The sequence below is a fragment of the Devosia sp. BK genome, assembly GCF_032907385.1.
In the GTDB taxonomy this organism is placed as follows: domain Bacteria; phylum Pseudomonadota; class Alphaproteobacteria; order Rhizobiales; family Devosiaceae; genus Devosia.
Genome location: NZ_JAIMBX010000002.1, coordinates 414,035 through 434,321, shown reverse-complemented (window position 1 = coordinate 434,321; position 20,287 = coordinate 414,035). Strand labels below are relative to the sequence as shown.

Genomic DNA, 20,287 nt, shown 5'->3' with positions numbered 1-20,287 from the left:
CGGACGTGCCGACGGAGCGTGGGGCAGCTTGGTGCGATTGGGCCGATGCTTTAGGCTCAGCGGGCAGGGCTCTCGGACCCTGCCGGGCTAATCGACACCGTGACTTTCACGAGAAGGTGAAAAATTGCCAATGCCTGTCACCCTCGCCATCGACACCGCCGCGCCGCGTCTGCAACTGGCGGTGATGCGCGCTGACGGGCAAGTGGATGTGAGCGTCGACGAAATCGCGACGGGCCACGCCGAAATCCTCTTTGATCGCCTTGCCGCATTGCTCGAGCGCAACACCCTCACCCATGCCGACATCGCCCGAATTGCCGTCACCACGGGCCCGGGCTCCTTCACCGGCCTTCGGATCGGCCTTTCGGCGGCGCGCGGGCTTGGCCTTGCGCGGAAACTGCCGGTTCTTGGCATTCCAAGCCTCTTGGCTCTTTCCCTTGGCGTCATTTCGGGGCCCGTCACCGTGCTCCTCGATGCGCGGCGCGGCGAAGCCTATTTTCAGGCTTTTTCGGCGCCCGGCATGGCCGAAACCGAGCCCATGCTTTTGCCGATCGAGGAGGCACGCGCCCGCGTCGCGCCGGGGGCTAATCTCATCGAATCCCCCTTCGTCGATCTTGCTGCCATGATCCGCTTTGCGGCCGCTGCCGACCCCGCAAACTATCCGCCGCACGCCGCCTATATTCGCGACGCCGACGCCAAGCCGCAAAATGCCGCGCGCATTCCGAGGCGGGTTTAGACGATGGAAAAACTCTGGATGGCCCCGCACGGGCTCCATATCGAACCGGCCGAAACGGGTGATGCGCAGCGCCTCGCAAAGCTGCACGAACAGGGCTTTTTTCGAGGCTGGCCGGTCGCGGACTTCACGGCCTTCATCGCTGATCGGCAGACGCCGGCTTACATAGCTTGCGATGCAAAGCGCCGCATTGCCGGCTTTGCGCTCATCCGCCTTGTGGCCGACGAAAGCGAACTGTTGACGATTGCCGTCGATCCCAAGTGGCGCAACAAGGGAATCGGCCGCGCGCTGCTCAAGGCAGTTTTCGCGGACCTCATGCTCTCTCCGGCGCGAAAGATGTTCCTCGAAGTCGATGCGGAAAACCTCTCGGCGGTGAAGCTCTATGAGCGCCTGGGCTTTGCCACCATCTCGTCGCGAAAAGGCTATTATCCGCGCCCTGATGGCAGCGCCGCCACCGCGCTTGTCATGTCGCGCGATCTTGGGTAACGGGATTTCTTTAGAACGCTAGGCGAAAGGGCATGGCATGACGAAAACGCCAAGCGAACCAACCCTGGAAGAAGCCTGCGTATCGCGCGGCATGCGCATGACCGATCAGCGCCGGGTCATCGCGCGAGTGATCGAGGAAAGTTCGGATCATCCCGATGTCGAAGAGCTCTACCGCCGCGCCTCGAGCATCGATCCGCGCATTTCGCTCTCGACCGTCTATCGCACCGTCAATCTCTTCGAAGAAGCCGGCCTCGTTACCAAGCATGACTTCAAGGATGGCCGCGCCCGGTTCGAACTGATCCCCGATGAACATCATGATCATCTGATCGATATTCGCTCTGGCCTCGTCATCGAGTTCCGCAACGAGGAAATCGAGGCTATTCAAAAGGTCATCGCCAAGCGTCTTGGCTATAAGCTCATCGACCATCGCCTCGAACTTTACGCCGTCCCGCTCTCGGACAAGGCAGATGGCAAAACCAAGCCGGATTGAGGGCCGGGTTTCATGATCCTGCGCAGCCTGTTTTTCATCTTCATCTTCGTACCGTTCATGATTCTCGCCATTGCGCTGCAATGGATCATCGTCACGCTGCGCCTGCCCTTCTGGACCGTAATCCCGCGGCTTTTTCACAGAATGGGCTGCATCTTCCTCGGCCTTCGAGTGACGACCATCGGCGAGCCCGCCACCGGCCGCCCGACGCTTCTGCTCTCCAATCATATTTCCTGGACCGATATCGTGGCGATTGGCTCGGTTGCGGAAGTGACCTTTGTCGCCAAGCAGGAGGTCGGCAAATGGCCCCTGGTCGGCCTCCTCGCTGATCTCCAAAAGACCATTTACGTCGATCGGACCCGCCGGGCCGGAACGGGCCGCACGGCCGAAGCCATGGGCCAGCATATGGCGGGCGGCAATGCCGTCGTACTCTTTGCCGAGGGCCAATCCGATATCGGCACCCATGTCTTGCCCTTCCGCTCGGCGCTTGTCGGGGCGGCGCAGCACGCCATGGAAGCAGCGGGCGCCACGGACGTGAACATTCAGCCGCTGACCGTTGCCTATACCAAGCTCCAAGGTCTGCCCGTCAGCCGCAACGAGCGATCGCTGATCGCCTGGATCAAATCCAAATCGGTCAAGCAGAACATCCGCGAAATTCTCTCCGGCCCGGTCAAGGACGTCACCGTGGCCTTTGGCGCGCCGCAAATCCTCAGCGCCGGCGGCAATCGCAAGACCATCACCCGCGCCGCCGAAAACGAAGTGCGCGCCACGCTGGTTTCGCTCAACCGCAGCACCGCTCAACTCAAATCAACGCAAGTTTAACTATTAAGCCTAACGTTCACTTCAGCTTCTGCCTTAAGATTTCATTAGCTATCTTGCTGCTCGACAGCATCTCTTCCGGCCATTGGTCTGGGGCTCGGACCAGAGACATGCGCGAACACAACTAGGGCGAGAGCTGATCCCCAAGATCGCAGCCGCTTTAGCAGGAGGCTGCCATGACTTGGGAATTTTATGCGATTTGGGTTGTCGCCGGTTTCGCGCTGATCCTGTTCTTCCTCAACGAACATCGCCGCCGCTCGATCTTCATGGCCGACCGCGCACGCCACTTTGCGACCGCACCCGCCTTTCGCCACCGCAGCACGGGCCCTGCCGCCGCGCAGCCGAGCTACACGCCCACAGGCCTTTCGGCCTCCGACCGCATGTTTCTCGAAGCCATCGCGAAAAACGCCAACACCAAAGACTGATTTTTGGTTTTTTGGGCTGGTTGGATTGGCGGGTGCGGGTGACCGTGGTCAAAACCGCCGAGCCTCGTATTTTCTGAGATTTCAGGATGGATCCCCGCCTGCGCGGGGATGACATTCGGTGGGCGAGGCTCAGGGCTATGCCCTTGGCGCCGGTTAAGACCTAGGCCGCGTCGCCCAGGCGCGCTTTGAGACGCGCGACGATCTTGGCGGCTTTGAGCATCAGTGCCAGATCGACGTCGCCATCATCCATGCCGTCTTCGCGCTGCACCCAGGCGGGAATCAGCAATTCGTGACGCTGCTCTCGGCCGTCGATCATCTCGGTCAAGACGGCGCGCACCTTGCCCGTCACGCGGTTTTCGAGCCGCGGATGGTCTTGGCGTTCGGCCAAAGCAATGTCGATTAATTCAAGACTCATATTCGGCTCCGCGGGAGAGCCCCCGCCACCGAAATTGGCCCTAGATGGTTCATGCGGCGTTAATGCGTCCAACGGCCCACCTGTTGTCCACAGGGCCGCTGATAACTTGAGTTAGGGCTGATACGCGAAGAGCTTCCCGCTTTCGCGGGAATGACGTGGTGGAACCGGCGGGTTAGACCCGGACGGCATGCTCGACGCGCCCGGCATCGCCGAAGACGCGAATATAGCGTTCGATTTCGGTCTTCTCGCCGGTCGCCTTGGCCGGATTGTCCGAGAGTTTCACTGCGGGGCGACCATTGGCCGTCGAGACTTTCGCAACGATCGAAATCGGGTCGAGCTGAGGGTTATGAACGGGGGCGCAGCCCTCGAAATCATTGGTGAGATTGGTGCCCCAGCCAAAGCTCATGCGCACGCGGCCATCGAAATGGAGATAAGCCTCTTCGATCATGTCGACATCGAGCCCATCGGAGAAAATCAGCAGCTTCTCCTTGGGATCGCGGCCACGGCTTTCCCAGAATTTGATGATGCGCTCGCCGCCCTCGATGGCTGGCGCCGAATCGGGACGGAACCCGGTCCAGTCCGCGACCCAATCGGGCGCATCGCGGAGGAATGCGTCGGTGCCGAAGGCATCGGGGAGGACGATGAGAAGATTGCCGCCATAATAGCTCTTCCAATCCTGCAGCACCCGATAGGGCGCCTCGCGCAGTTCGTCGTCCGAGCGCGCCAAGGCCGCCAGCACCATGGGCAGCTCATGAGCATTGGTGCCCAAGGCTTCGAGATCGGTGTCCATGGCGAGTTTGACATTGGACGTGCCGGTGAAATTATCGCCGATGCCTTCCTTGAGCGCTTCGACGCACCAGCGCTGCCAGAGGAAGGAATGGCGCCGCCGTGTGCCGAAATCGGAGATTTTGAGGTCCGGCAGCTTTTGCAGCCGCTCGACCTTTTCCCACATCTTGGCCTTGGCGCGTGCATAGAGCACGTCGAGCGCGAAGGGGCCGTAGCTCTTCAGCGCTGCGCGGCTGCGCAATTCGTTGATGATCGCAAGGGCGGGGATTTCCCACATCGAGGTTTCGAGCCAGAGCCCGGGAAATTCGAGCACGAACTGCCCGTCGCGCTTTTCCAGGCGATAATCGGGCAGCTGGAAATTTTCGAGCCAGCGCAGGAAGCCGGGCTGAAAAATCTGCTTAGAGCCATAAAAGGTATTACCGGCGAGCCAGATCATTTCCTTCTTGGTCACGCGCAGCGTGCGGCAATGATCGAGTTGGGCGCGCAACTCATCGATATCGATCTCTTCGGAGAGTTTGACCGATTTCGTGCGGTTGATCAGCGAGAACGTCGCCTCGACCTTGGGATAGAGCCCCCAGATCATTTGCAGCATTAAAAGCTTGTAGAAGTCGGTATCGAGCAGACTGCGCACGATGGGGTCGAGCTTCCAGGTGTGGTTGTAAACCCGGCGGGCAATATCGGTGTAAGTGGCCATCTCGTCCCCAATCAGCGCACGTCTTCTATCGTGCCCTTATGCGGATGGAAACGGCTTTCCCCACTGCGACAGTCCTTCGCTTGCTGGTGGGTGGCTGTTAGGCTAAGCCGATGACGCAAAGGGGAGACGCCATGCCGTTCCGCGGGCGGAACATGACGAGAGAATTGGGCGCCGCCTTTGCGGTGCTGGCGCTCTATATGCTCGTTCTCCTCGCCCCGCTCCATCAGGCCGCGGGCCTGCAGCGCGATCTGGCTGCTCTCGGCCATCCGGCCTGGGATCAGTTCTCGGTTTGCACCAGTCTTTCCCGCGCCGATCCGGGGGAACGTCCGGCGCCGGTCAAATGCGCCGCGGCGGGCATTGGGCAGAACACGCTGCCGCCGCCTGCTTCACCCGCCATTTCCCTTGGGACCGAGCGCCTAGCCGGCGCGGTGGTCTATCGCGATTTCGAAGAGCTGTTCGAGCAGCGCGTCGAGCGCGCGACGGCGCAAGCCAGAGCCCCGCCGCATCAGGTCTGATCGTTTTGAACGTGATTTCTCACCAGACTTTTTCGGAGATCCCAAGTGATCCGTTTTTTCTCGCGCGCGCTCTGTGCCGCCAGCCTTCTCCTTTCCGCAACGCCGGCTTTTGCCCATTCGACCCTCGAAGTTCAGGAAGCCAAGATCGGCTCGACCTATAAGGCGGTGCTCCGCGTGCCCCATGGCTGCGGCACCGAGGCCACGACCACCGTTCGCATCCAGATTCCGGAAGGGTTTTATAACGTCAAACCCATGCCTAAGGCCGGCTGGGATCTCGAAACCGTAACGGGCCCCTATGAGGGGAGCTATGATAATCACGGCACGGCTGTGAATGACGGCGTCAAGGAAATCGTCTGGTCGAACGGCAATCTGCCGAACGAATGGTATGACGAGTTCGTCTTCCGCGGCACATTTGCCGATACGCTGGAGCCGGGCCGGTTCTATTTCCCGGCGATCCAGGAATGCGCGACGGGCGAAGAGGCCTGGATCGATGTTTCGGGCGACGAGAACGCCGAAATGCCGGCGCCGAGCCTTGAACTCCTGCCGGCAGACGCTGCGACCGGTCACTAAGCCCCAAGGAGGCGCTTCGGCGCCTCCACCCCGGCGGGAGCCCGGCAATGATAGTTATGAAGTTTTTCGCGCGGCTCGTTCTGGGCCTGGCACTGGTGTTCGCGCTTGCTGCGCCGGCCTTTGCCCATGCGCAGCTTATCGGCAGTGATCCATCGGACAAGGCGGTTTTGAACGCGGCGCCGGAGGCACTGACGCTGCGGTTCAATGAGCCGGTCACCCCGCTCGCGATCACGCTGATCGATCCGCAGGGGGGCAAGACGGATCTGACCGCGGTCACGAGGGGCGGGGAACGGGTTGAGGTTCCGCTTGCCGATCCGCTGGGGGAGGGCACGCATGTGCTGTCTTGGCGCGTCACCTCGATCGATGGGCATCCGATTGGTGGCGCGCTGGTTTTTTCGGTTGGTGCGGTGACCGAAGCGGCATCGGTATCTCAGGGCGATCCGGTGTCGGCCTTTGCGCTTTGGGCAAGCAAGACCGGGCTGTTCGTCGCGCTGTTCATCGGCCTTGGCGGGGCGCTGTTTCGCGCGATTGCCGAGGTGCCGCGGAGACTTGAACGGGTCCTTTTAGGCGTCACACTCGCTGGGCTTTTGCTGGCGCCGCTGTCGCTGGGGCTGCACGGGCTCGACGCGCTGGCTTTGCCGGTTGCCGATTTCTTCAAGCCGGCGGCATGGCGTGCCGCGCTGGCGACGAGTTATGGCGCGACTGCGCTTGTCCTTATCGGGGCATTTGTCTTGGGTTCGATCGCGGTGGGGTTTCCGCGAAGCCCCGTTACATCGGGGCTCGGCGTTCTGGCCGCTCTACTCGGCGCTTTGTCGCTTAGTCTGAGTGGACATGCTGGTGCCGCAGAGCCGCAGTGGTTGACGCGGCCGGCTGTGTTTTTTCACGTCGGCGGCATTCTCTTTTGGGTTGGTGCGCTTCTGCCGCTCGCGGTGTTGCTGACGGCCAAGGACGATCGCGCTCTTGCGCGCTTCTCGCGCGTCATCCCGTTTGCTGTCGGGGCATTGCTGGTGTCCGGCGTGACGCTTGCCATGATCCAGATGGGGCCGCCAAGTCCGGCCTGGTTCTCATCCTATGCCGCCATATTAGCGGCCAAGGTTGGGCTTTTGGTGGTTCTGTTTGCACTGGCGCTTTGGAACCGGTTCCGGCTGACGCGCCCCGCACTGGCGGGCATGAGCGGTGCCCGAAAGCATCTGCGCCGGTCGATTATCGTTGAAACGCTACTGGTGGTGCTGATCCTGGGACTCGCGGCCGGGTGGCGGTTTACGCCGCCGCCGCGCGCGCTAGCCGAGGTGCAAGAGTCCGAGCCTGGTTTCGTCCATGCCATGAATGCCGAGGTCATGGCCAATGTCACGATTTCGGATGCGCCGGGGACGGCGAGGCTCGATATCGCACTGACAGACGCAAACTATGGCGCCATAGAAGCCCAGTCCGTCGTGGCTATTTTATCGTCCGAGACGCTCGGAATCGCGCCGATCCGCGCCGAGGCGGAGCTGACGCCCGAGGGGTGGGTGGTAAGGGATATCGCCATTCCCATCCCAGGCACGTGGACGCTTACGCTTGAAATTCGCCTGAGCCGCTTTGCGCTGGCGAAGATCGCCGCGGATTTCGACGTAGAATAGAGAGTGTCCACTCCCGCTTTTGCGCTGGGAGTGGCCGTTTTAGTCGCGATCAGAGATCCACGTCGTCTTCACTCAGGCCTTCAACTTCGGCAGCGGCGCGACGCAAAATTTCGGCGGCGCGGCGCTGGTGGTCTTCGGAGGCTTGGCGGGCTTTCTTGATGGCGCCCTTCAAGGCTTTACGGCCCTCGTCGAGTTCGGGCACGGCATCATGGAGAGGCCGATCCTCGTGGTGATGATGGCGCGGATGCGGTGGCTCATGGCCTTCACCCGGGCGCCCACCAAAGGGCCAATCGGCGCGAACGAACTCGCGGAACCGGTTGAACTGTTCGCCGGTGCGCGCGAGGAAATCGAGCGTCGAGGCGACAGCATCGCGGTTTTCCCCGAGATGGGTGCGGCCTTCGTCGGTGATCGTATAGAGCTTCTTGTTGCCCTCGGCGGACGAGGTGACATAGCCGGCTTCTTCGAGATAGGTCAGGGCCGGATAGACGATGCCGGGGCTCGGCGAATAGACGCCGTTTGAGCGCTCTTCGATGGCCTTGATCAGGTCATAGCCATGACGCGGCTGCTGCTCGATGAGATAGAGGGCGACGAGGCGGACATCGCCCGAGGCGAGCATACGGCCGACGCGGATATTGCCGCCCCACTGGCCGAGATCTTCGTCGCCGAGATTCTGTTGCACCTTGCCCCAGCCGCGACGCGCCATCTGCTCAAAACGCCGCCAGTTGGGTTCTCCATTACGCCAATTCGACATGATGTGTCTCCGATATGTTTTCAAAGCCCGTGAGGAGGAGATTGGGGCAGGGGCGGGGGCTTTCAAGATATATCTTGTGAAAGTTTTGTAAGGTGGCGTCGCTAGCGATGATTGCCAAAGTCACCCCCTCCCGGCCTCCTCTCCTAAATTCGCTCCACTAGAGCGAATTTCCCTGCGGGACGGGTCGGAGCCCATCAAGGGGGAGTTATCTGCCGGTGGGTGCTTGGAGATTTTGCCACAAACGCAGGGCCGCACCTCCCCCTTGATGGGTGAGGTTGGGAGGGGGTGATTAGCGAACGCGCTGCTAGGGCCGGCTGGCCCATTCCAGAAGGCTAGCGAGGCTCACGAAGGGCACGCCGGCGTGTTCGGTGAGGCCGGAGGCGCAGGTGGAGACGGTAGAGATGCCGAGGCTGCAATTGGCCGGGATGTCATTGTGGACGCGGCGGGTGGCGTGGGCGTTGAGTTCGGGGAGGAAAAGGCCCTTGTCGCCGGCATAGCCGCAGCAATTGATCGAGGAGAGGACGGCGATCTCGTTGGCACAGGCGCGGGCGAGGGCTTCGGTGGCGGGTTGCTCGGCGAGGCGCTGGGCGGAACAGTTGTGGTGGACGGCAACGCTGTCGAGTTTTTGCGTGATCGTCAGGTGCGGCAGAATTTCGGCGAGGAGGAATTGCGGGGAATCTGAAACGGCCGCGTCGCCTGGAAACTCGCGCAGATGTTTCGCGCAGGTCGAGGCGTCGGTCACGATCTTGAGGCGGCCCGCGTCTGAAAGCGACGACAGTTCGGATTTGAGGGCCTTGCCGACTTCGGCGGCTTGCTCAGGAAAACCCTTGGATTGAAAGGGTTGGCCGCAGCATTGGCCAGTCAGGTGCTCGGGCACGATGACGTCGAAGCCGGCGCGCTCGAGGAGGGCGACCATGGCAGCAGGCGTGTCGAGGAGGCCGTGTTCGGTTTTGGGGGCGCCGAACATGCGGCTGGGGCAGGCTGGGAAATAGACGACCGAAGGTCGGCCGGTCTGGGTGATCGGAACGGGAAAGCCGGTCTTCTTTGGATTCTGGCGGGTTTCCGTCGGTTTTGGCGCGCCGGGGCCGTGGTGGAGGGCGCGGGAGACGCGGGGGACCCGCTTATTGGTCGCGCGGCGGGCGGTTTCGGTGACCGCTTCGATTGCAGGCGCCGGAATGATGGTGCGGGCGGCATCGGCGATTGCGACGCCACCGCGCATAAACCGTTCAACCGAGCCGCGATGATCGGCAGCAAAGCGGGCGACGGAATGGGCCGTGGCGCTACGTCGGCGCGCGCGTTCGCCGAGAATCATGGTGCCGGTTTCGATGCCGACGGGGCAGCGGAGGGAACACAGATTGCACGCGGCGCAGGTGTCCATGCCGGCATATTGGAAATCGGCATCGAGTTTTTGAAGGCGCGCCGGGTCTTCGCCAGAGGCGCGAAGGCGGGCGCGTTCACGGGTGACGGCGATGCGCTGGCGCGGGGTCAGCGTCATATGGTGGCTAGGGCAGGCGGGTTCGCAAAAGCCGCATTCGATGCAGAGATCGACGACCTCATCCGCGAGCGGCATGAGTTTGAGGTTTTTGACGTGGATCTTTGGGTCGTCGTTGAGAAGCACGCCGGGATTGAGGAGGCGCTCGGGATCGAACAGGGCCTTGATGCGATGCATGATCGCGTAGGCCTTGGGGCCCCACTCGGCTTCGACGAAGGGCGCGATGGCGCGGCCGGTGCCGTGCTCGGCCTTCAGCGAGCCGCCATAGCGGCCGGAGACGAGGGTGCTGAGGGCCTGATTGAACAGGTCGAACTTTTCGGCGGCGCCGGGCTTGGAAAAATCGTCGCCCATCTGGAAGTGGAGATTGCCTGCGAGCGCGTGGCCAAAAATGACGGCGTCGGTATAGCCGTGATCATCGAGCATGGTGCGCAGATCGACGACGAATTCGGCGAGGCGCTCGATGGGCGCGGCGACGTCCTCGGTGAGCATGATCGAGCCCTTGGGGCGGGCGGCACCGGCCGAGGTGAAAAAGCCCTTTCGAATATCCCAGAGGGCGTGGCTGCGATGTTCGTCGGTCGAGAGATCGATATGGGTGGCGCCGTGACGGGCCAGCAGCTCTTGCGTCTTTGCAACCTCGATGGCGAGCGTTGCGGCATCGGGGGCGGTGACGTCGATGAGGACGGCGGGGGAATCGGATTTCAGCCAGGGCAGGAGCGGCTGCATGGGGGGCAGGTGCTCGACCGTCGTCAGGGCGCGGCGCTCGATATATTCGGCGGCGGTAACGCCGGTCGTGACCTGAACGCCGCCATTGGCCATTTCGATGATGGCGCGGCCGGCCGACTGCGGATCGGGGAACGGGACGAGGCCGGTGGCCTTGAAGGGATGCTCGGGGACGGTGTTGTAGGTGACCTCCGCGACGAATCCGAGTGTGCCTTCGGACCCGACCATGAGGTGGATGAGAATATCGAGCGGGTCGTGATAATCGACCAAGGCGTTGAGCGAATAGCCGACGGTGTTCTTGATCTGGTATTTGTGGCGGATCAGGGCGACGAGCTCATTATCGGCCATGATCTCGTGGTGAAGATCACGGAGCGCGCGCAGCATGCCGGCATGCGACACTCGAAACGCGTCGCGGCTGGCAGCATCGCCAGAATCGAGCATGGTGCCGTCGGTGAGGACGATCCGGAGGCGGGCCATGGTGTGGTAGGTGTTTTGCGCAACACCGCAACACATGCCTGACGAGTTGTTGTTGACGACGCCGCCGATTTTGCAGGTGGCCTGCGAGGCCGGATCGGGGCCGATCTTCTTGTCGTAAGGCTTTAGCGCCTTATTGGCTTCGGCGACGATGATCGCGGGGCCGAGGGTGATCTTTTCGGCGCCGGGATGAATGTCGAGCTTGCGCCAGCCATCGCCGAGAACCGCGAGCACGCCATCGGTGACGGCCTGGCCCGAGAGCGAGGTGCCGGCGGCGCGGAAGGTGACGGGTAGACCCTCGGCGCGCGCGGCCTGGAAGACGGCGCGTACATCGTCTTCGGAATTGACGAAGACCACCACGGCCGGGATCAGCCGATAGGAGCTGGCATCGCCGCTCCAGGCATAGGTCATCAAGGGATCGGTATGGATGGCGCCTTTGACCACGCCCTTGAGGCGGGCGGCGACGCGGAGACCAGCGTCCAGGCGATCGGGGGTCTGGGCCTTGGGCTGGGTGGAATAGAGGGCGGCTTGCTGCATGAGCGTGACGCTAACATGTCAGTTTGCGCCGGGCGAGCGGGATGATGAGCGTCCGTTTCACGATTGCGCGGCGCAACGAAAAAGGCGGGCACCTGGCCCGCCTTCGTCAAATCGATATTTTGGCGCCTTACTTGGGCGCCAGGACCATGACCATCTGGCGGCCTTCGGAGCGCGGCTGGCTTTCGACCTTGGCCAGCGTCTCCATCTGCTCGCGAACCTTGAGCAGAAGCTGCATGCCGATATCCTGGTGAGCCATTTCGCGGCCGCGGAAACGCATCGTGACCTTGACCCGATCGCCTTCGCCGAGGAACCGTTGCACAGCCTTCATCTTGGTCTCGTAGTCATGGGTATCGATGTTCGGCCGGAGCTGAACTTCCTTGACTTCAATAACCTTCTGCTTCTTGCGCGCTTCGGCCGCCTTTTTCTGAGCGGCATATTTGAAGCGGCCGAGATCGAGCATCTTGGCAACCGGCGGATTGGAGTTCGCTGCGATGATGACCAGGTCGAGCCCAGCCTCCTGCGCTTCGGTGAGCGCGTCGCGCGTTCGAACTACGCCGCGGTTTTCGCCTTCGGCATCGATAAGCTGGATGTCGGGGCTGGTGATGTCCTCATTGGCAAGCGGCCCATCTTTCTGGGGCGCCGTGGGTCTCATTGGACGACGAATGGCAAGCGTTCCTTGTTCTGTTTCTGCCGGGGGGTGAATTCGGCCATAAAATCGTGTTAGCGGGGTGAGAAGTCAACTGCTGGATGTACTGATTTCCGGCTGTTGCGCCGAGAAAACGCCAGATGTTTGCCATCAAATCCAGCAAAAGCCCGAAGAGTTTCGTGTGACTTCCCTACAAACACAGTGCCTTAGCGTGGGTGAAGGCGATAATCTGCGGAAAATCGCCTATCTCCAACGGCCGGGAAAGGCGCCCGGACTTTTCTGGCTCAATGGTTTCCGCTCGGTGATGACGGGACTAAAAGCCAGCGCGATCGATGCTTTAGGCCAAGAACATGGCCTTGGCGTGACGCGATTCGATTATTCGGGCCACGGCGAGTCGGGTGGCGACTTCCATGCGGCAACGATCGGGGACTGGCTCGAAGAGACGCTGGCCGTCTTTGCGCTGACCGAGGGGCCGCAGGTGGTGCTCGGCTCGTCCATGGGCGGGTGGCTGGCCCTACTCTTGGCGCGAGCGCTGCAAGCGCGCGGCGAGAACCGGATCAAGGGCATGGTGCTGATTGCCCCGGCGGTGGACGCGACGCGCGAACTGATCCCGAAACGCTTTTCGGCCGAGGATTTTTCACGGCTCGACCGGGACGGCTTCGTCGAGCGGGAAAGCGCTTATGGCGATGGTCCCTATCGCTACACCAAAAAACTGATCGCGGATGGCGACCAGCATCTGCTCTTTGGCAAGGTGATCGAGACGGGATGTCCGGTGCATATTCTACAAGGCGGGCAGGATCGGGATGTGCCGCCGGCGCATGCGCAGCGCCTCCTTACCCATATCCTTCATGATCCGGTGACACTGACGATGATTCCGGATGGCGATCACCGATTGAGCCGGCCTGAGGATCTGGCGCGGCTCAGGGCCGCCGTAGTCGGGATGTTATGACGCCATAGGGCCGCTTGAACCTTGGTCAAATCGTCACAAAATATCGAGAGACAAGGGACCCAAATCGTCCTAGCCTCGTTTTGTGTTGGAGCGCGCATATTGCGCCTCCCTTCGGGAGCCGAGAAAGTTTGAGCAGGCACTTGCCACCTTCAGCAGATAACGCCCTCGCATCGCAACTCGAACTCGCCTTTGAAGACAATCGCCTTGCAGCTCAGCTCTATGGCGATTTCGACCAGAACCTCGCCCTTATCGAACAGCGCCTTGCCGTGTCGGCTACGCCACGCGGCAACCATGTGTTGTTGAAAGGCGCGGCGTCCAAGGTCGATCAGGCGCGCCGGGTGCTTGAATCGCTTTATGCCAGCCTCGAGGAAGGCCGCACCGCCGATATCGGCGATGTCGATGCGGTGATCCGCATGGTCGAGACCGAGGATAGCCAACTGACCCTGCCGACGCTCGAGCGCAAGGGCAAAGTCCGTATGGCCCAGATCGCCACGCGCAAGGCGACGATCGCGGCCCGCACCCCGGCGCAGGACGCCTATATGCGGGCCATGGAACGCTCCGAACTCGTGTTCGGTGTCGGTCCGGCTGGTACCGGCAAGACCTACCTGGCGGTCGCCCACGCCGCTTCGCTTCTCGAACGCGGCGATATCAATCGCATCATTCTTTCACGCCCGGCCGTCGAAGCGGGTGAACGTCTCGGCTTTTTGCCGGGCGACATGAAGGAAAAGGTCGATCCCTATCTGCGGCCGCTCTACGACGCGCTTTACGACATGATGAAGCCCGAAAATGTCGAGCGCTGCATCACGTCGGGGATTATCGAGGTCGCGCCGCTCGCCTTCATGCGCGGCCGCACGCTCGCCAATGCCGTCGTCATTCTCGACGAAGCCCAGAACACCACATCGATGCAGATGAAAATGTTCCTCACTCGTCTTGGCGAGAATTCCAAGATGATCGTCACCGGCGATCCGACCCAGGTCGATCTGCCGCGTGGTGAAAAATCAGGGCTGGTCGAGGCGGTCAATCTGCTCGATGGCGTCGAGAGCGTTCATATCAGCCGCTTCAACGACAAGGACGTGGTGCGCCACGCGCTTGTGGGCCGCATCGTGCGGGCCTATGAAGCCGATACTGCGCGGCGGTTGGCCGAAAAAGACGGCGACACGACCGGACTTGCGCGGACCCTGGGCACCCTCTCGCGCTAAGCGAGGGTGCCTTTTCCAACGATGATTGAGCCCAATTGCCGCCTGTTCCTCCGCTAGAAATTGCCGTCATCCGCAATGTGGATGACTGGCCAGAGCACTTCGATGCCCTTGCCGAGCGCGCCATTCTCGCTGCGCTCGACGGGGCCAAGCCCAAGATCAAGGGGGCGGCCGAGATTTCGGTGCTGCTGACCGATGATGAGGAACAACGCGACCTCAACGCGCAATATCGGGGCAAAGACTCCTCGACCAATGTCCTCAGTTTCCCGCAGATTGAGCCCTTCGGGCCGGTTTTCGGTATCCTTGGTGACATTACGCTGGCGCGGGAAACCCTGATCCGCGAGGCCGAAGAACAGGGGACCTCGCTCGAGGATCATTTCACCCATCTCGTTGTGCATGGCTTTTTGCACATTTTAGGCTATGATCACCTCGAAGAGGACGAAGCCCTGAAAATGGAGGGGCTCGAAACCCAGATATTGGCAGGACTTGGCATTGCCGATCCTTACGCCGATTAAGCCTGTGAACACCTGGTTTACCGGCTGCATTATTGTCCAAGATGAGGATATTGCGCCGCCCTCGAGCGGTCCGACACAATGAACGATAGCGAACGCAAGGGTCAGCGGGTGCCCGATAATCCCGAGCCGTCCTCTAGTCCCGCCCCCGCTCAGGCGAGCCGGGGGCCGAGCCTGTTCAATCGGCTCAAATCCATTCTGGCGCTGCGCACGGTCTCGCTTCGCGACGACTTGCAGGTCGCGCTCGAGGAACGGGGCAGTGCGGAAACTGCCAATTTCACCGAGAGCGAACGCACGATTTTGCAAAACGTGCTGAAACTCTCTGCCGTCTCGATCGATGACATCATGGTCGAGCGCTCCGATATTCAGGCCGTCGAGGCCGATATCAATCTCGGCACATTGCTCGCAAAGTTCCGCCAGGTGGGCCATTCACGGCTGCCGGTCTATGAGGACGAGCTCGACAAGATCATCGGCTTCATCCACATCAAGGATGCCATGGCCAAGATTACCGAGCCGGTGACCGATCCTGAAAAGGATGTGCCGGTGCGGCTTCTGTCGTCGACGCTGAAGCAGAAGATCAACAGGCTCGGCATTACCCGCACGGCTATGTTCGTACCAACCTTCATGCCGGCCGGCGATCTCCTCCAATCCATGCGCGCAAGCCGCGTCCACATGGCCATCGTCGTCGACGAATATGGCGGCACCGATGGACTCGTGACCATCGAAGACTTGCTAGAAGCCATTGTCGGCAAGATCGAGGACGAGCACGACGAAGCCGTCAGCGCCATGGTGCGCAAGGTGGGCGAAGACACCTATATCGCCAATGCCCGCGCCGAACTCGACGAGGTTCGCGCTGTCGTCGGCGATGATTTCGACCCGGGTGATCATGCCGATGACGTCGAGACCATTGGTGGGCTAGTGTTCGACCTTGCCGGCCACGTGCCGCGCCGGGGCGAGAAGGTGACGGGGCTCGATGGTTTCGAGTTCGAAATCCTCGCCGCCGACGGCCGCAAGATCAAACGGCTGCGTATTCGCCGCAAGCGCGAGGCGCCCGAGGTGCTGGCGATTACCGACCAGCGGCCGGAAGAGCAGAAGGAAGCCGCGGAGTAGGGTTTTTCGCACGGTGATTGTTCCGTGGCTGGTCAGACACAGAGCGTCATCCCGGATGAAGATCCGGGAACCATGCAGAGATCTCAAGATGGGCCCCGGCTCAAGGCCGGGGTGACAGTCCAGTGAAGCCCTCTTAAAGAAAATAGACAAAGGCCCCGATGAGCGATCATCAGGGCCTTTGGCTTGCTGCTTAACTTTTGTGTCCGGCCATTCGAGCATAGCTCTCATGGCTTTGCCCGCTAAAATCGCTCCACAGGAGCGATTTTGCCTCAGGCCGCGGTCAAACCTGCTGGACCGACTCGACGCCTGGGACAAAGTGGCGGAGGAGGTTTTCGATGCCGCTCTTTAGAGTGGCGGTCGAGGAGGGGCAGCCAGAGCAGGCGCCCTGCATGTGAAGGAAGACAGTGCCTTCCTTGAAGCCGCGGAAAATGATGTCGCCGCCATCCATGGCCACAGCGGGGCGCACGCGCGTCGCCAGCAGTTCCTTGATGACTTCGACCATTTCCTTGTCTTCTTCTTCGTAGAATTCTTCGCCGGCGAATTCATCGACATGGACGGCGTTCTCATCGAGGAGAACCGGCTTGCCAGCGAGGAAGTGGTCCATGATCACGCCCAGAATAGCCGGCTTGATATGGGCCCAATTGGTGTCGTCCTTGGTGACCGAGATGAAATCGGAGCCCAAAAAGACGCCGGTCACGCCGGAAATGCCAAAGAGGCTTGCGGCCAGCGGCGAGGCTTCTGCGGCATCGGGCGTGCGGAAATCGCGCGGTTCGCCGACGAGGACGTCGCGGCCGGGCAGGAATTTCAGCGTTGCCGGATTGGGCGTGGCTTCGGTCTGGATGAACATGGGATCGCCTTGGACTTAGAACACTTCTAAAATAGACAATTACAGTCAGGATGCAAGGGCGGTGGTGGAGATTCTGCGCTGGATTGGCCGCGGTTCAGCTGCAGCTTTGGATTGCCTCAGCTGCGGCGCATCGCCATTCGAGCGCAGCTCTCATGGCCTGCTTCGCTAAAATCGCGCCACTGGCGCGATTTTGCCTGCGGCACTCTAGCAGATAGCGATGATTTCTTCGTCGCTCATGCGGCCGGGGACGATGGTGAGCGGAATAGGCAGCGCATTGGCGCGATTGGCGAAGTGATTGACGAGAGGCCCCGGGCCGTCGGGGGATTTTGAGGCCGCCAGCACAAGAATGGCGATGCCGTGATCCTGGTCGATCAGCTCTTCGATCTGCTCGGGGCCATTGCCTTCGCGGATGACCGTTTCAGCCCGGACGTCGCCGATTTCCTTGATGCGGGCAAGGCGCATATCGAGATTGCGCTCTGCATCTTCGACGGCTTCAGCGCGCAGGACTTCTTCGACACCCATGCCGATGAATTCGGGCTTGGGCACGATGGTGACAAGGACCACGGTGCCGCCCGTCCGCTTGGTGCGGAAGGCGGCAAAGGTCAGGGCGCGGTCGCATTCTTCGGTCTCGTCGATGACGACGAGGAATTTGCGCTTGTATTCAGTATCGTACAAAGGCGCCTCCGTTTAGCGGACGAAACCGACGAGTTTGCGAACATCGGCCATGATCGGCTGGGCAATGGCGCGGGCGCGTTCGGCGCCGTCGCCGAGAATGCGATCCATTTCGCCGCGATCGGACACCAGCCGCTTCATTTCATCGGCGATCGGCGCGAGCACCGAGACCGCCAGATCGGCCAGCGCTGGCTTGAACACGCCCCAGCCCTTGCCACCATATTCGGCCAGAACCTGATCGACCGACTGATTGGCGAGCGCGGCATATACGCCGACGAGGTTTTCGGCCTCGTTGCGACCGGCAAGACCAGCGGCTTCTGTCGGCAGGGCTTCGGCATCCGAAGTGGCGCGCTTGATCTTTTTGGCGATCAGGTCCGCATCGTCCATCATATAGATCGTCGCAAGGTCCGAAGCCTCGGACTTGCTCATTTTCTTGGCGCCATCCTTCAGCGATTTGACGCGCATGGCGGGGCCGGTGGCGAGGGTTTCCGTGATCGGGAAAAACTCGTCCTCAAAGCCTGCGGCCGCGATCTGCTTGGCGAAATCGTGGTTGAATTTTTTCGCGATATCGCGCGTCAGCTCGAGGTGCTGGCGCTGATCTTCGCCCACCGGAACGGCCGTCGCCTTATAGAGCAGGATATCTGCCGCCATGAGCGAGGGATAGGCGAAGAGGCCAAGCGAAACATTCTCGGAATTTTCGCCGGCCTTGTCCTTGAACTGGGTCATGCGCGCCATCCAGCCCATGCGGGCGACGCAATTAAAGATCCAGCTCAGTTCGGCATGTTCGACGACCTGGGACTGATTGAAGATGATCGACTTCTTCGGATCGAGCCCGGCGGCGATATAGGCGGCGGCAATCTCATAGGTCCAGCGCTTGAGATCGTCCGGGTCCTGCCAGACGGTGATCGCGTGCATATCGACCACGCAATAGATGGTCTCATGCGTATCCTGAAGCGGCACAAAACGGCGAATGGCGCCGAGATAGTTGCCGAGGTGCAGATCGCCGGATGGCTTGATGCCCGAGAAAACGCGGGGAGTGAAGGACATGAGAAGAACGCCGTAACGAGGATTCCAGACGGCCCGTTCTATACGGAGAAAGCAAGAATGGAAACTGTCAGCGACGGCGGCGGAGGCGGCTCATCAGGGTGCCAAGGCGCTGGGTGCCGGTGATGTGGACCATGGTGAAATAAAAGACCACGCCATAGGCGATGAGCGCGGAGAGGACCAGGGCCTGGCGCCAGAGCGGGGCGCCGGAGGCGAGATGCGCCGCGCCTTGATCGGCGAGTACCATCAGGATCAGACCCATCATGGCGCTGATCAGGATGATCATGGCGTGGTTCCAGATCTGGCTGCGCGAGAGGGTGAAATGGCCGCGGACGGCAAGCGTCGTGCCCAGCATGACGACGTTGAGCCAGGATGAGGCAGCGGTCGCAATGGCGATGCCGACATGGAACATGGTGGGGAATAGAAGGAGCGACAGGCCGATATTGGCGGCGACGCTGATGCCGGCAAAGATCGTGGGGGTGATCGTATCCTGCCGGGCAAAGAAGCCGGGCTGGAGGACGCGGATCAGCACATAGGCCGGGAGACCGCAGGAGAAGGCGATCAGCGCCTCGGCGGTTTGTTTGGTCGCCATGGCATCGAAGAGGCCGCGCTCGAAGAGGAGGCGAACGATCGGCTCGGAAATGCTGATCAGCGCCGCAGCCGCGGGCATGGTGAGGAGCATCGAGATAAAGAGCGACTGTTCCTGACTCGCGAGGGCTTCGGCATTGCGGCCGCCCTTCAAATGGCGGCTCAATTCGGGGAGCAGCACCGTGCCGATGGCGATGCCGATGATGCCCAAGGGGAGCTGATAGAGCCGATCGGCGTAAGCGAGGATCGAGATGGTGTTGTCGGCGCCGGAGGCGATTATCGTGCCGACAAATATATTGATCTGGGTGATGCCGCCGGTGAGGATAGCGGGGATGGCCAGGAACCAGAAGCGGCGCACCTCGGCATCGAAGCGTGGGAGCCGAAAAGCAGGGCGGAAATCGGCGCGCTCGATGGCGGCCCAGACGAGCCAGAGCTGCGCGAGCCCGCCGAGCATGGTGGCGATGGCGACCCAGAAGGTCGCGTTCTGCGGGTCCTGGACCCAAAACGTCGCAAGAGGAATGAGGGCGGCGATGTTGACGATGTTGAGAAGGACGGGGGCAAAGGCGGCGGCAAAAAACCGGCCGAGCGAATTGAGGATCGCGCCATAGGCGGCCATCAGCGACATGCAGGCGAGATAGGGGAACATGATGCGGGTGAGCATCACGGTCAGGTCGAATTTTTCCTTGTCATCGACGAAGCCCGGCACGAAGGCGAGCATGATCTGCGGCATGAAGATTTCGGCAAGGATCGTGACGATAACGAGCATGGCCAGGAGCCAGCTCATGATCCGCGAGGCAAGCTGCTTGGCGCCGTCTTCGCCCTGCTCCTCAAGGGCGCCCGAGAACATCGGCACGAAGGCCGTGTTGAAAGCGCCTTCAGCAAAGAGCCGGCGGAAGAGATTGGGAAAGCGGAAGGCCGCGTTGAAGGCGTCAGCAGCGGGGCCGACGCCGAGGACGGCCGCCATCAGCGCATCGCGCGCGAGGCCGAAAACGCGGCTGACCAGGGTCCAGGCGCCGACGGAAAAGAAATTGCGGAAGAGGCTCATAGACTAGCGCCGGTCCTTTTCTTCTCCCCCTCGGGGAGAAGGTGGCGCGCAGCGCCGGATGAGGGGGGCATTACGGGCAAACTGGGCACTCTGCGAAATCCCCCTCACCCGTCTCGGCCTTTGGCCGATCCACCCTCTCCCCGAGAGGGAGAGGAAAA

21 protein-coding genes are annotated in these 20,287 nt (G+C 61.4%); 12 read left to right on the top strand and 9 right to left on the bottom strand.

Going from position 1 to position 20,287, the window contains the following annotated elements; all coding sequences use genetic code 11:
• Positions 1–130 precede the first annotated feature (130 nt).
• The 5 genes from tsaB to DevBK_RS14050 all read left to right on the top strand — a co-directional run bounded on the left by tsaB (position 131) and on the right by DevBK_RS14050 (position 2,947).
• Entirely contained in the window at positions 131–733 is a 603-nt protein-coding gene (gene tsaB / locus DevBK_RS14070; protein ID WP_062630493.1) for a tRNA (adenosine(37)-N6)-threonylcarbamoyltransferase complex dimerization subunit type 1 TsaB, read from the top strand.
• 3 nt (positions 734–736) lie between these two features.
• Positions 737–1,216, top strand: a complete 480-nt coding sequence (gene rimI / locus DevBK_RS14065; RefSeq protein WP_062630494.1) for a ribosomal protein S18-alanine N-acetyltransferase — start codon at positions 737–739, stop codon at positions 1,214–1,216.
• A gap of 37 nt (positions 1,217–1,253) precedes the next feature.
• Positions 1,254–1,706: a Fur family transcriptional regulator gene (locus DevBK_RS14060; protein WP_317185901.1), complete on the top strand. Its 453-nt coding sequence runs from the start codon at positions 1,254–1,256 to the stop codon at positions 1,704–1,706.
• Positions 1,707–1,718: 12 nt separating this feature from the next.
• Positions 1,719–2,525, top strand: a complete 807-nt coding sequence (locus DevBK_RS14055) for a lysophospholipid acyltransferase family protein (protein ID WP_317185900.1) — start codon at positions 1,719–1,721, stop codon at positions 2,523–2,525.
• A 173-nt stretch (positions 2,526–2,698) separates the two neighbouring features.
• Entirely contained in the window at positions 2,699–2,947 is a 249-nt protein-coding gene (locus tag DevBK_RS14050) for a hypothetical protein (RefSeq protein ID WP_062630496.1), read from the top strand.
• A 160-nt stretch (positions 2,948–3,107) separates the two neighbouring features.
• On the opposite strand, the gene DevBK_RS14045 is transcribed toward DevBK_RS14050, so the two are convergent.
• Entirely contained in the window at positions 3,108–3,362 is a 255-nt protein-coding gene (locus tag DevBK_RS14045; RefSeq protein ID WP_061908555.1) for a hypothetical protein, read from the bottom strand.
• A 172-nt stretch (positions 3,363–3,534) separates the two neighbouring features.
• Positions 3,535–4,842, bottom strand: coding sequence for a nicotinate phosphoribosyltransferase (pncB, locus tag DevBK_RS14040; protein ID WP_062630497.1), 1,308 nt, complete (start codon positions 4,840–4,842; stop codon positions 3,535–3,537).
• 110 nt (positions 4,843–4,952) lie between these two features.
• On the opposite strand from pncB, the gene DevBK_RS14035 reads away from it, so the two are divergent.
• From DevBK_RS14035 to DevBK_RS14025, 3 genes are read left to right on the top strand one after another with little or no spacing between them, the layout of a single operon-like run.
• Positions 4,953–5,357: a hypothetical protein gene (locus DevBK_RS14035; protein WP_156352117.1), complete on the top strand. Its 405-nt coding sequence runs from the start codon at positions 4,953–4,955 to the stop codon at positions 5,355–5,357.
• Positions 5,358–5,402: 45 nt separating this feature from the next.
• On the top strand, positions 5,403–5,927 hold the full coding sequence (locus DevBK_RS14030; RefSeq protein WP_062630499.1) for a YcnI family protein: 525 nt from the start codon (positions 5,403–5,405) through the stop codon (positions 5,925–5,927).
• A 47-nt stretch (positions 5,928–5,974) separates the two neighbouring features.
• Positions 5,975–7,546 carry a copper resistance CopC/CopD family protein gene (locus DevBK_RS14025; RefSeq protein WP_317185899.1) on the top strand — a complete coding sequence of 524 codons (1,572 nt, stop codon included), beginning with the start codon at positions 5,975–5,977 and terminating at the stop codon, positions 7,544–7,546.
• Positions 7,547–7,595: 49 nt separating this feature from the next.
• Here DevBK_RS14025 and DevBK_RS14020 read toward each other — a convergent pair whose 3' ends face one another.
• The 3 genes from DevBK_RS14020 to infC all read right to left on the bottom strand — a co-directional run bounded on the left by DevBK_RS14020 (position 7,596) and on the right by infC (position 12,184).
• A complete protein-coding gene (locus DevBK_RS14020; protein ID WP_317185898.1) occupies positions 7,596–8,297 on the bottom strand; it encodes a PadR family transcriptional regulator in 702 nt (233 codons plus the stop codon).
• Positions 8,298–8,601: 304 nt separating this feature from the next.
• Positions 8,602–11,520: an FAD-binding and (Fe-S)-binding domain-containing protein gene (locus DevBK_RS14015; RefSeq protein ID WP_317185897.1), complete on the bottom strand. Its 2,919-nt coding sequence runs from the start codon at positions 11,518–11,520 to the stop codon at positions 8,602–8,604.
• A gap of 127 nt (positions 11,521–11,647) precedes the next feature.
• A complete protein-coding gene (infC, locus tag DevBK_RS14010; protein ID WP_200913643.1) occupies positions 11,648–12,184 on the bottom strand; it encodes a translation initiation factor IF-3 in 537 nt (178 codons plus the stop codon).
• 193 nt (positions 12,185–12,377) lie between these two features.
• Here infC and DevBK_RS14005 point away from each other — a divergent pair, with 193 nt between their 5' ends.
• The 4 genes from DevBK_RS14005 to DevBK_RS13990 all read left to right on the top strand — a co-directional run bounded on the left by DevBK_RS14005 (position 12,378) and on the right by DevBK_RS13990 (position 15,933).
• Positions 12,378–13,115, top strand: coding sequence for an alpha/beta hydrolase (locus DevBK_RS14005; RefSeq protein ID WP_317185896.1), 738 nt, complete (start codon positions 12,378–12,380; stop codon positions 13,113–13,115).
• A 140-nt stretch (positions 13,116–13,255) separates the two neighbouring features.
• The gene (locus tag DevBK_RS14000; protein WP_244484027.1) at positions 13,256–14,314 is read left to right on the top strand and encodes a PhoH family protein; all 1,059 of its coding nucleotides are present in this window, start codon (positions 13,256–13,258) and stop codon (positions 14,312–14,314) included.
• A gap of 35 nt (positions 14,315–14,349) precedes the next feature.
• Positions 14,350–14,826, top strand: coding sequence for an rRNA maturation RNase YbeY (gene ybeY / locus DevBK_RS13995; RefSeq protein WP_317185895.1), 477 nt, complete (start codon positions 14,350–14,352; stop codon positions 14,824–14,826).
• Between the two features lie 78 nt (positions 14,827–14,904).
• The gene (locus tag DevBK_RS13990) at positions 14,905–15,933 is read left to right on the top strand and encodes a hemolysin family protein (RefSeq protein WP_062630504.1); all 1,029 of its coding nucleotides are present in this window, start codon (positions 14,905–14,907) and stop codon (positions 15,931–15,933) included.
• Positions 15,934–16,213: 280 nt separating this feature from the next.
• On the opposite strand, the gene DevBK_RS13985 is transcribed toward DevBK_RS13990, so the two are convergent.
• The 4 genes from DevBK_RS13985 to murJ form a co-directional block, all read right to left on the bottom strand.
• Positions 16,214–16,780: a NifU family protein gene (locus tag DevBK_RS13985; protein ID WP_062630505.1), complete on the bottom strand. Its 567-nt coding sequence runs from the start codon at positions 16,778–16,780 to the stop codon at positions 16,214–16,216.
• A 204-nt stretch (positions 16,781–16,984) separates the two neighbouring features.
• On the bottom strand, positions 16,985–17,455 hold the full coding sequence (locus tag DevBK_RS13980) for a universal stress protein (RefSeq protein ID WP_061908543.1): 471 nt from the start codon (positions 17,453–17,455) through the stop codon (positions 16,985–16,987).
• A gap of 12 nt (positions 17,456–17,467) precedes the next feature.
• Entirely contained in the window at positions 17,468–18,499 is a 1,032-nt protein-coding gene (gene trpS, locus DevBK_RS13975) for a tryptophan--tRNA ligase (protein ID WP_061908542.1), read from the bottom strand.
• A 67-nt stretch (positions 18,500–18,566) separates the two neighbouring features.
• Positions 18,567–20,129 carry a murein biosynthesis integral membrane protein MurJ gene (gene murJ / locus DevBK_RS13970; RefSeq protein ID WP_317185894.1) on the bottom strand — a complete coding sequence of 521 codons (1,563 nt, stop codon included), beginning with the start codon at positions 20,127–20,129 and terminating at the stop codon, positions 18,567–18,569.
• Positions 20,130–20,287 lie beyond the last annotated feature (158 nt).

Excerpts from the sequence above, each read along its gene's own strand:
- tsaB (WP_062630493.1), top strand. The coding sequence starts at position 131 with ATGCCTGTCACCCTCGCCATCGACACCGCCGCGCCGCGTCTGCAACTG.
- rimI (WP_062630494.1), top strand. The coding sequence starts at position 737 with ATGGAAAAACTCTGGATGGCCCCGCACGGGCTCCATATCGAACCGGCC.
- DevBK_RS14060 (WP_317185901.1), top strand. The coding sequence starts at position 1,254 with ATGACGAAAACGCCAAGCGAACCAACCCTGGAAGAAGCCTGCGTATCG.
- DevBK_RS14055 (WP_317185900.1), top strand. The coding sequence starts at position 1,719 with ATGATCCTGCGCAGCCTGTTTTTCATCTTCATCTTCGTACCGTTCATG.
- DevBK_RS14050 (WP_062630496.1), top strand. The coding sequence starts at position 2,699 with ATGACTTGGGAATTTTATGCGATTTGGGTTGTCGCCGGTTTCGCGCTG.
- DevBK_RS14045 (WP_061908555.1), bottom strand. The coding sequence starts at position 3,362 with ATGAGTCTTGAATTAATCGACATTGCTTTGGCCGAACGCCAAGACCAT.
- pncB (WP_062630497.1), bottom strand. The coding sequence starts at position 4,842 with ATGGCCACTTACACCGATATTGCCCGCCGGGTTTACAACCACACCTGG.
- DevBK_RS14035 (WP_156352117.1), top strand. The coding sequence starts at position 4,953 with ATGACGCAAAGGGGAGACGCCATGCCGTTCCGCGGGCGGAACATGACG.
- DevBK_RS14025 (WP_317185899.1), top strand. The coding sequence starts at position 5,975 with ATGATAGTTATGAAGTTTTTCGCGCGGCTCGTTCTGGGCCTGGCACTG.
- DevBK_RS14020 (WP_317185898.1), bottom strand. The coding sequence starts at position 8,297 with ATGTCGAATTGGCGTAATGGAGAACCCAACTGGCGGCGTTTTGAGCAG.
- DevBK_RS14015 (WP_317185897.1), bottom strand. The coding sequence starts at position 11,520 with ATGCAGCAAGCCGCCCTCTATTCCACCCAGCCCAAGGCCCAGACCCCC.
- DevBK_RS13990 (WP_062630504.1), top strand. The coding sequence starts at position 14,905 with ATGAACGATAGCGAACGCAAGGGTCAGCGGGTGCCCGATAATCCCGAG.
- DevBK_RS13985 (WP_062630505.1), bottom strand. The coding sequence starts at position 16,780 with ATGTTCATCCAGACCGAAGCCACGCCCAATCCGGCAACGCTGAAATTC.
- trpS (WP_061908542.1), bottom strand. The coding sequence starts at position 18,499 with ATGTCCTTCACTCCCCGCGTTTTCTCGGGCATCAAGCCATCCGGCGAT.
- murJ (WP_317185894.1), bottom strand. The coding sequence starts at position 20,129 with ATGAGCCTCTTCCGCAATTTCTTTTCCGTCGGCGCCTGGACCCTGGTC.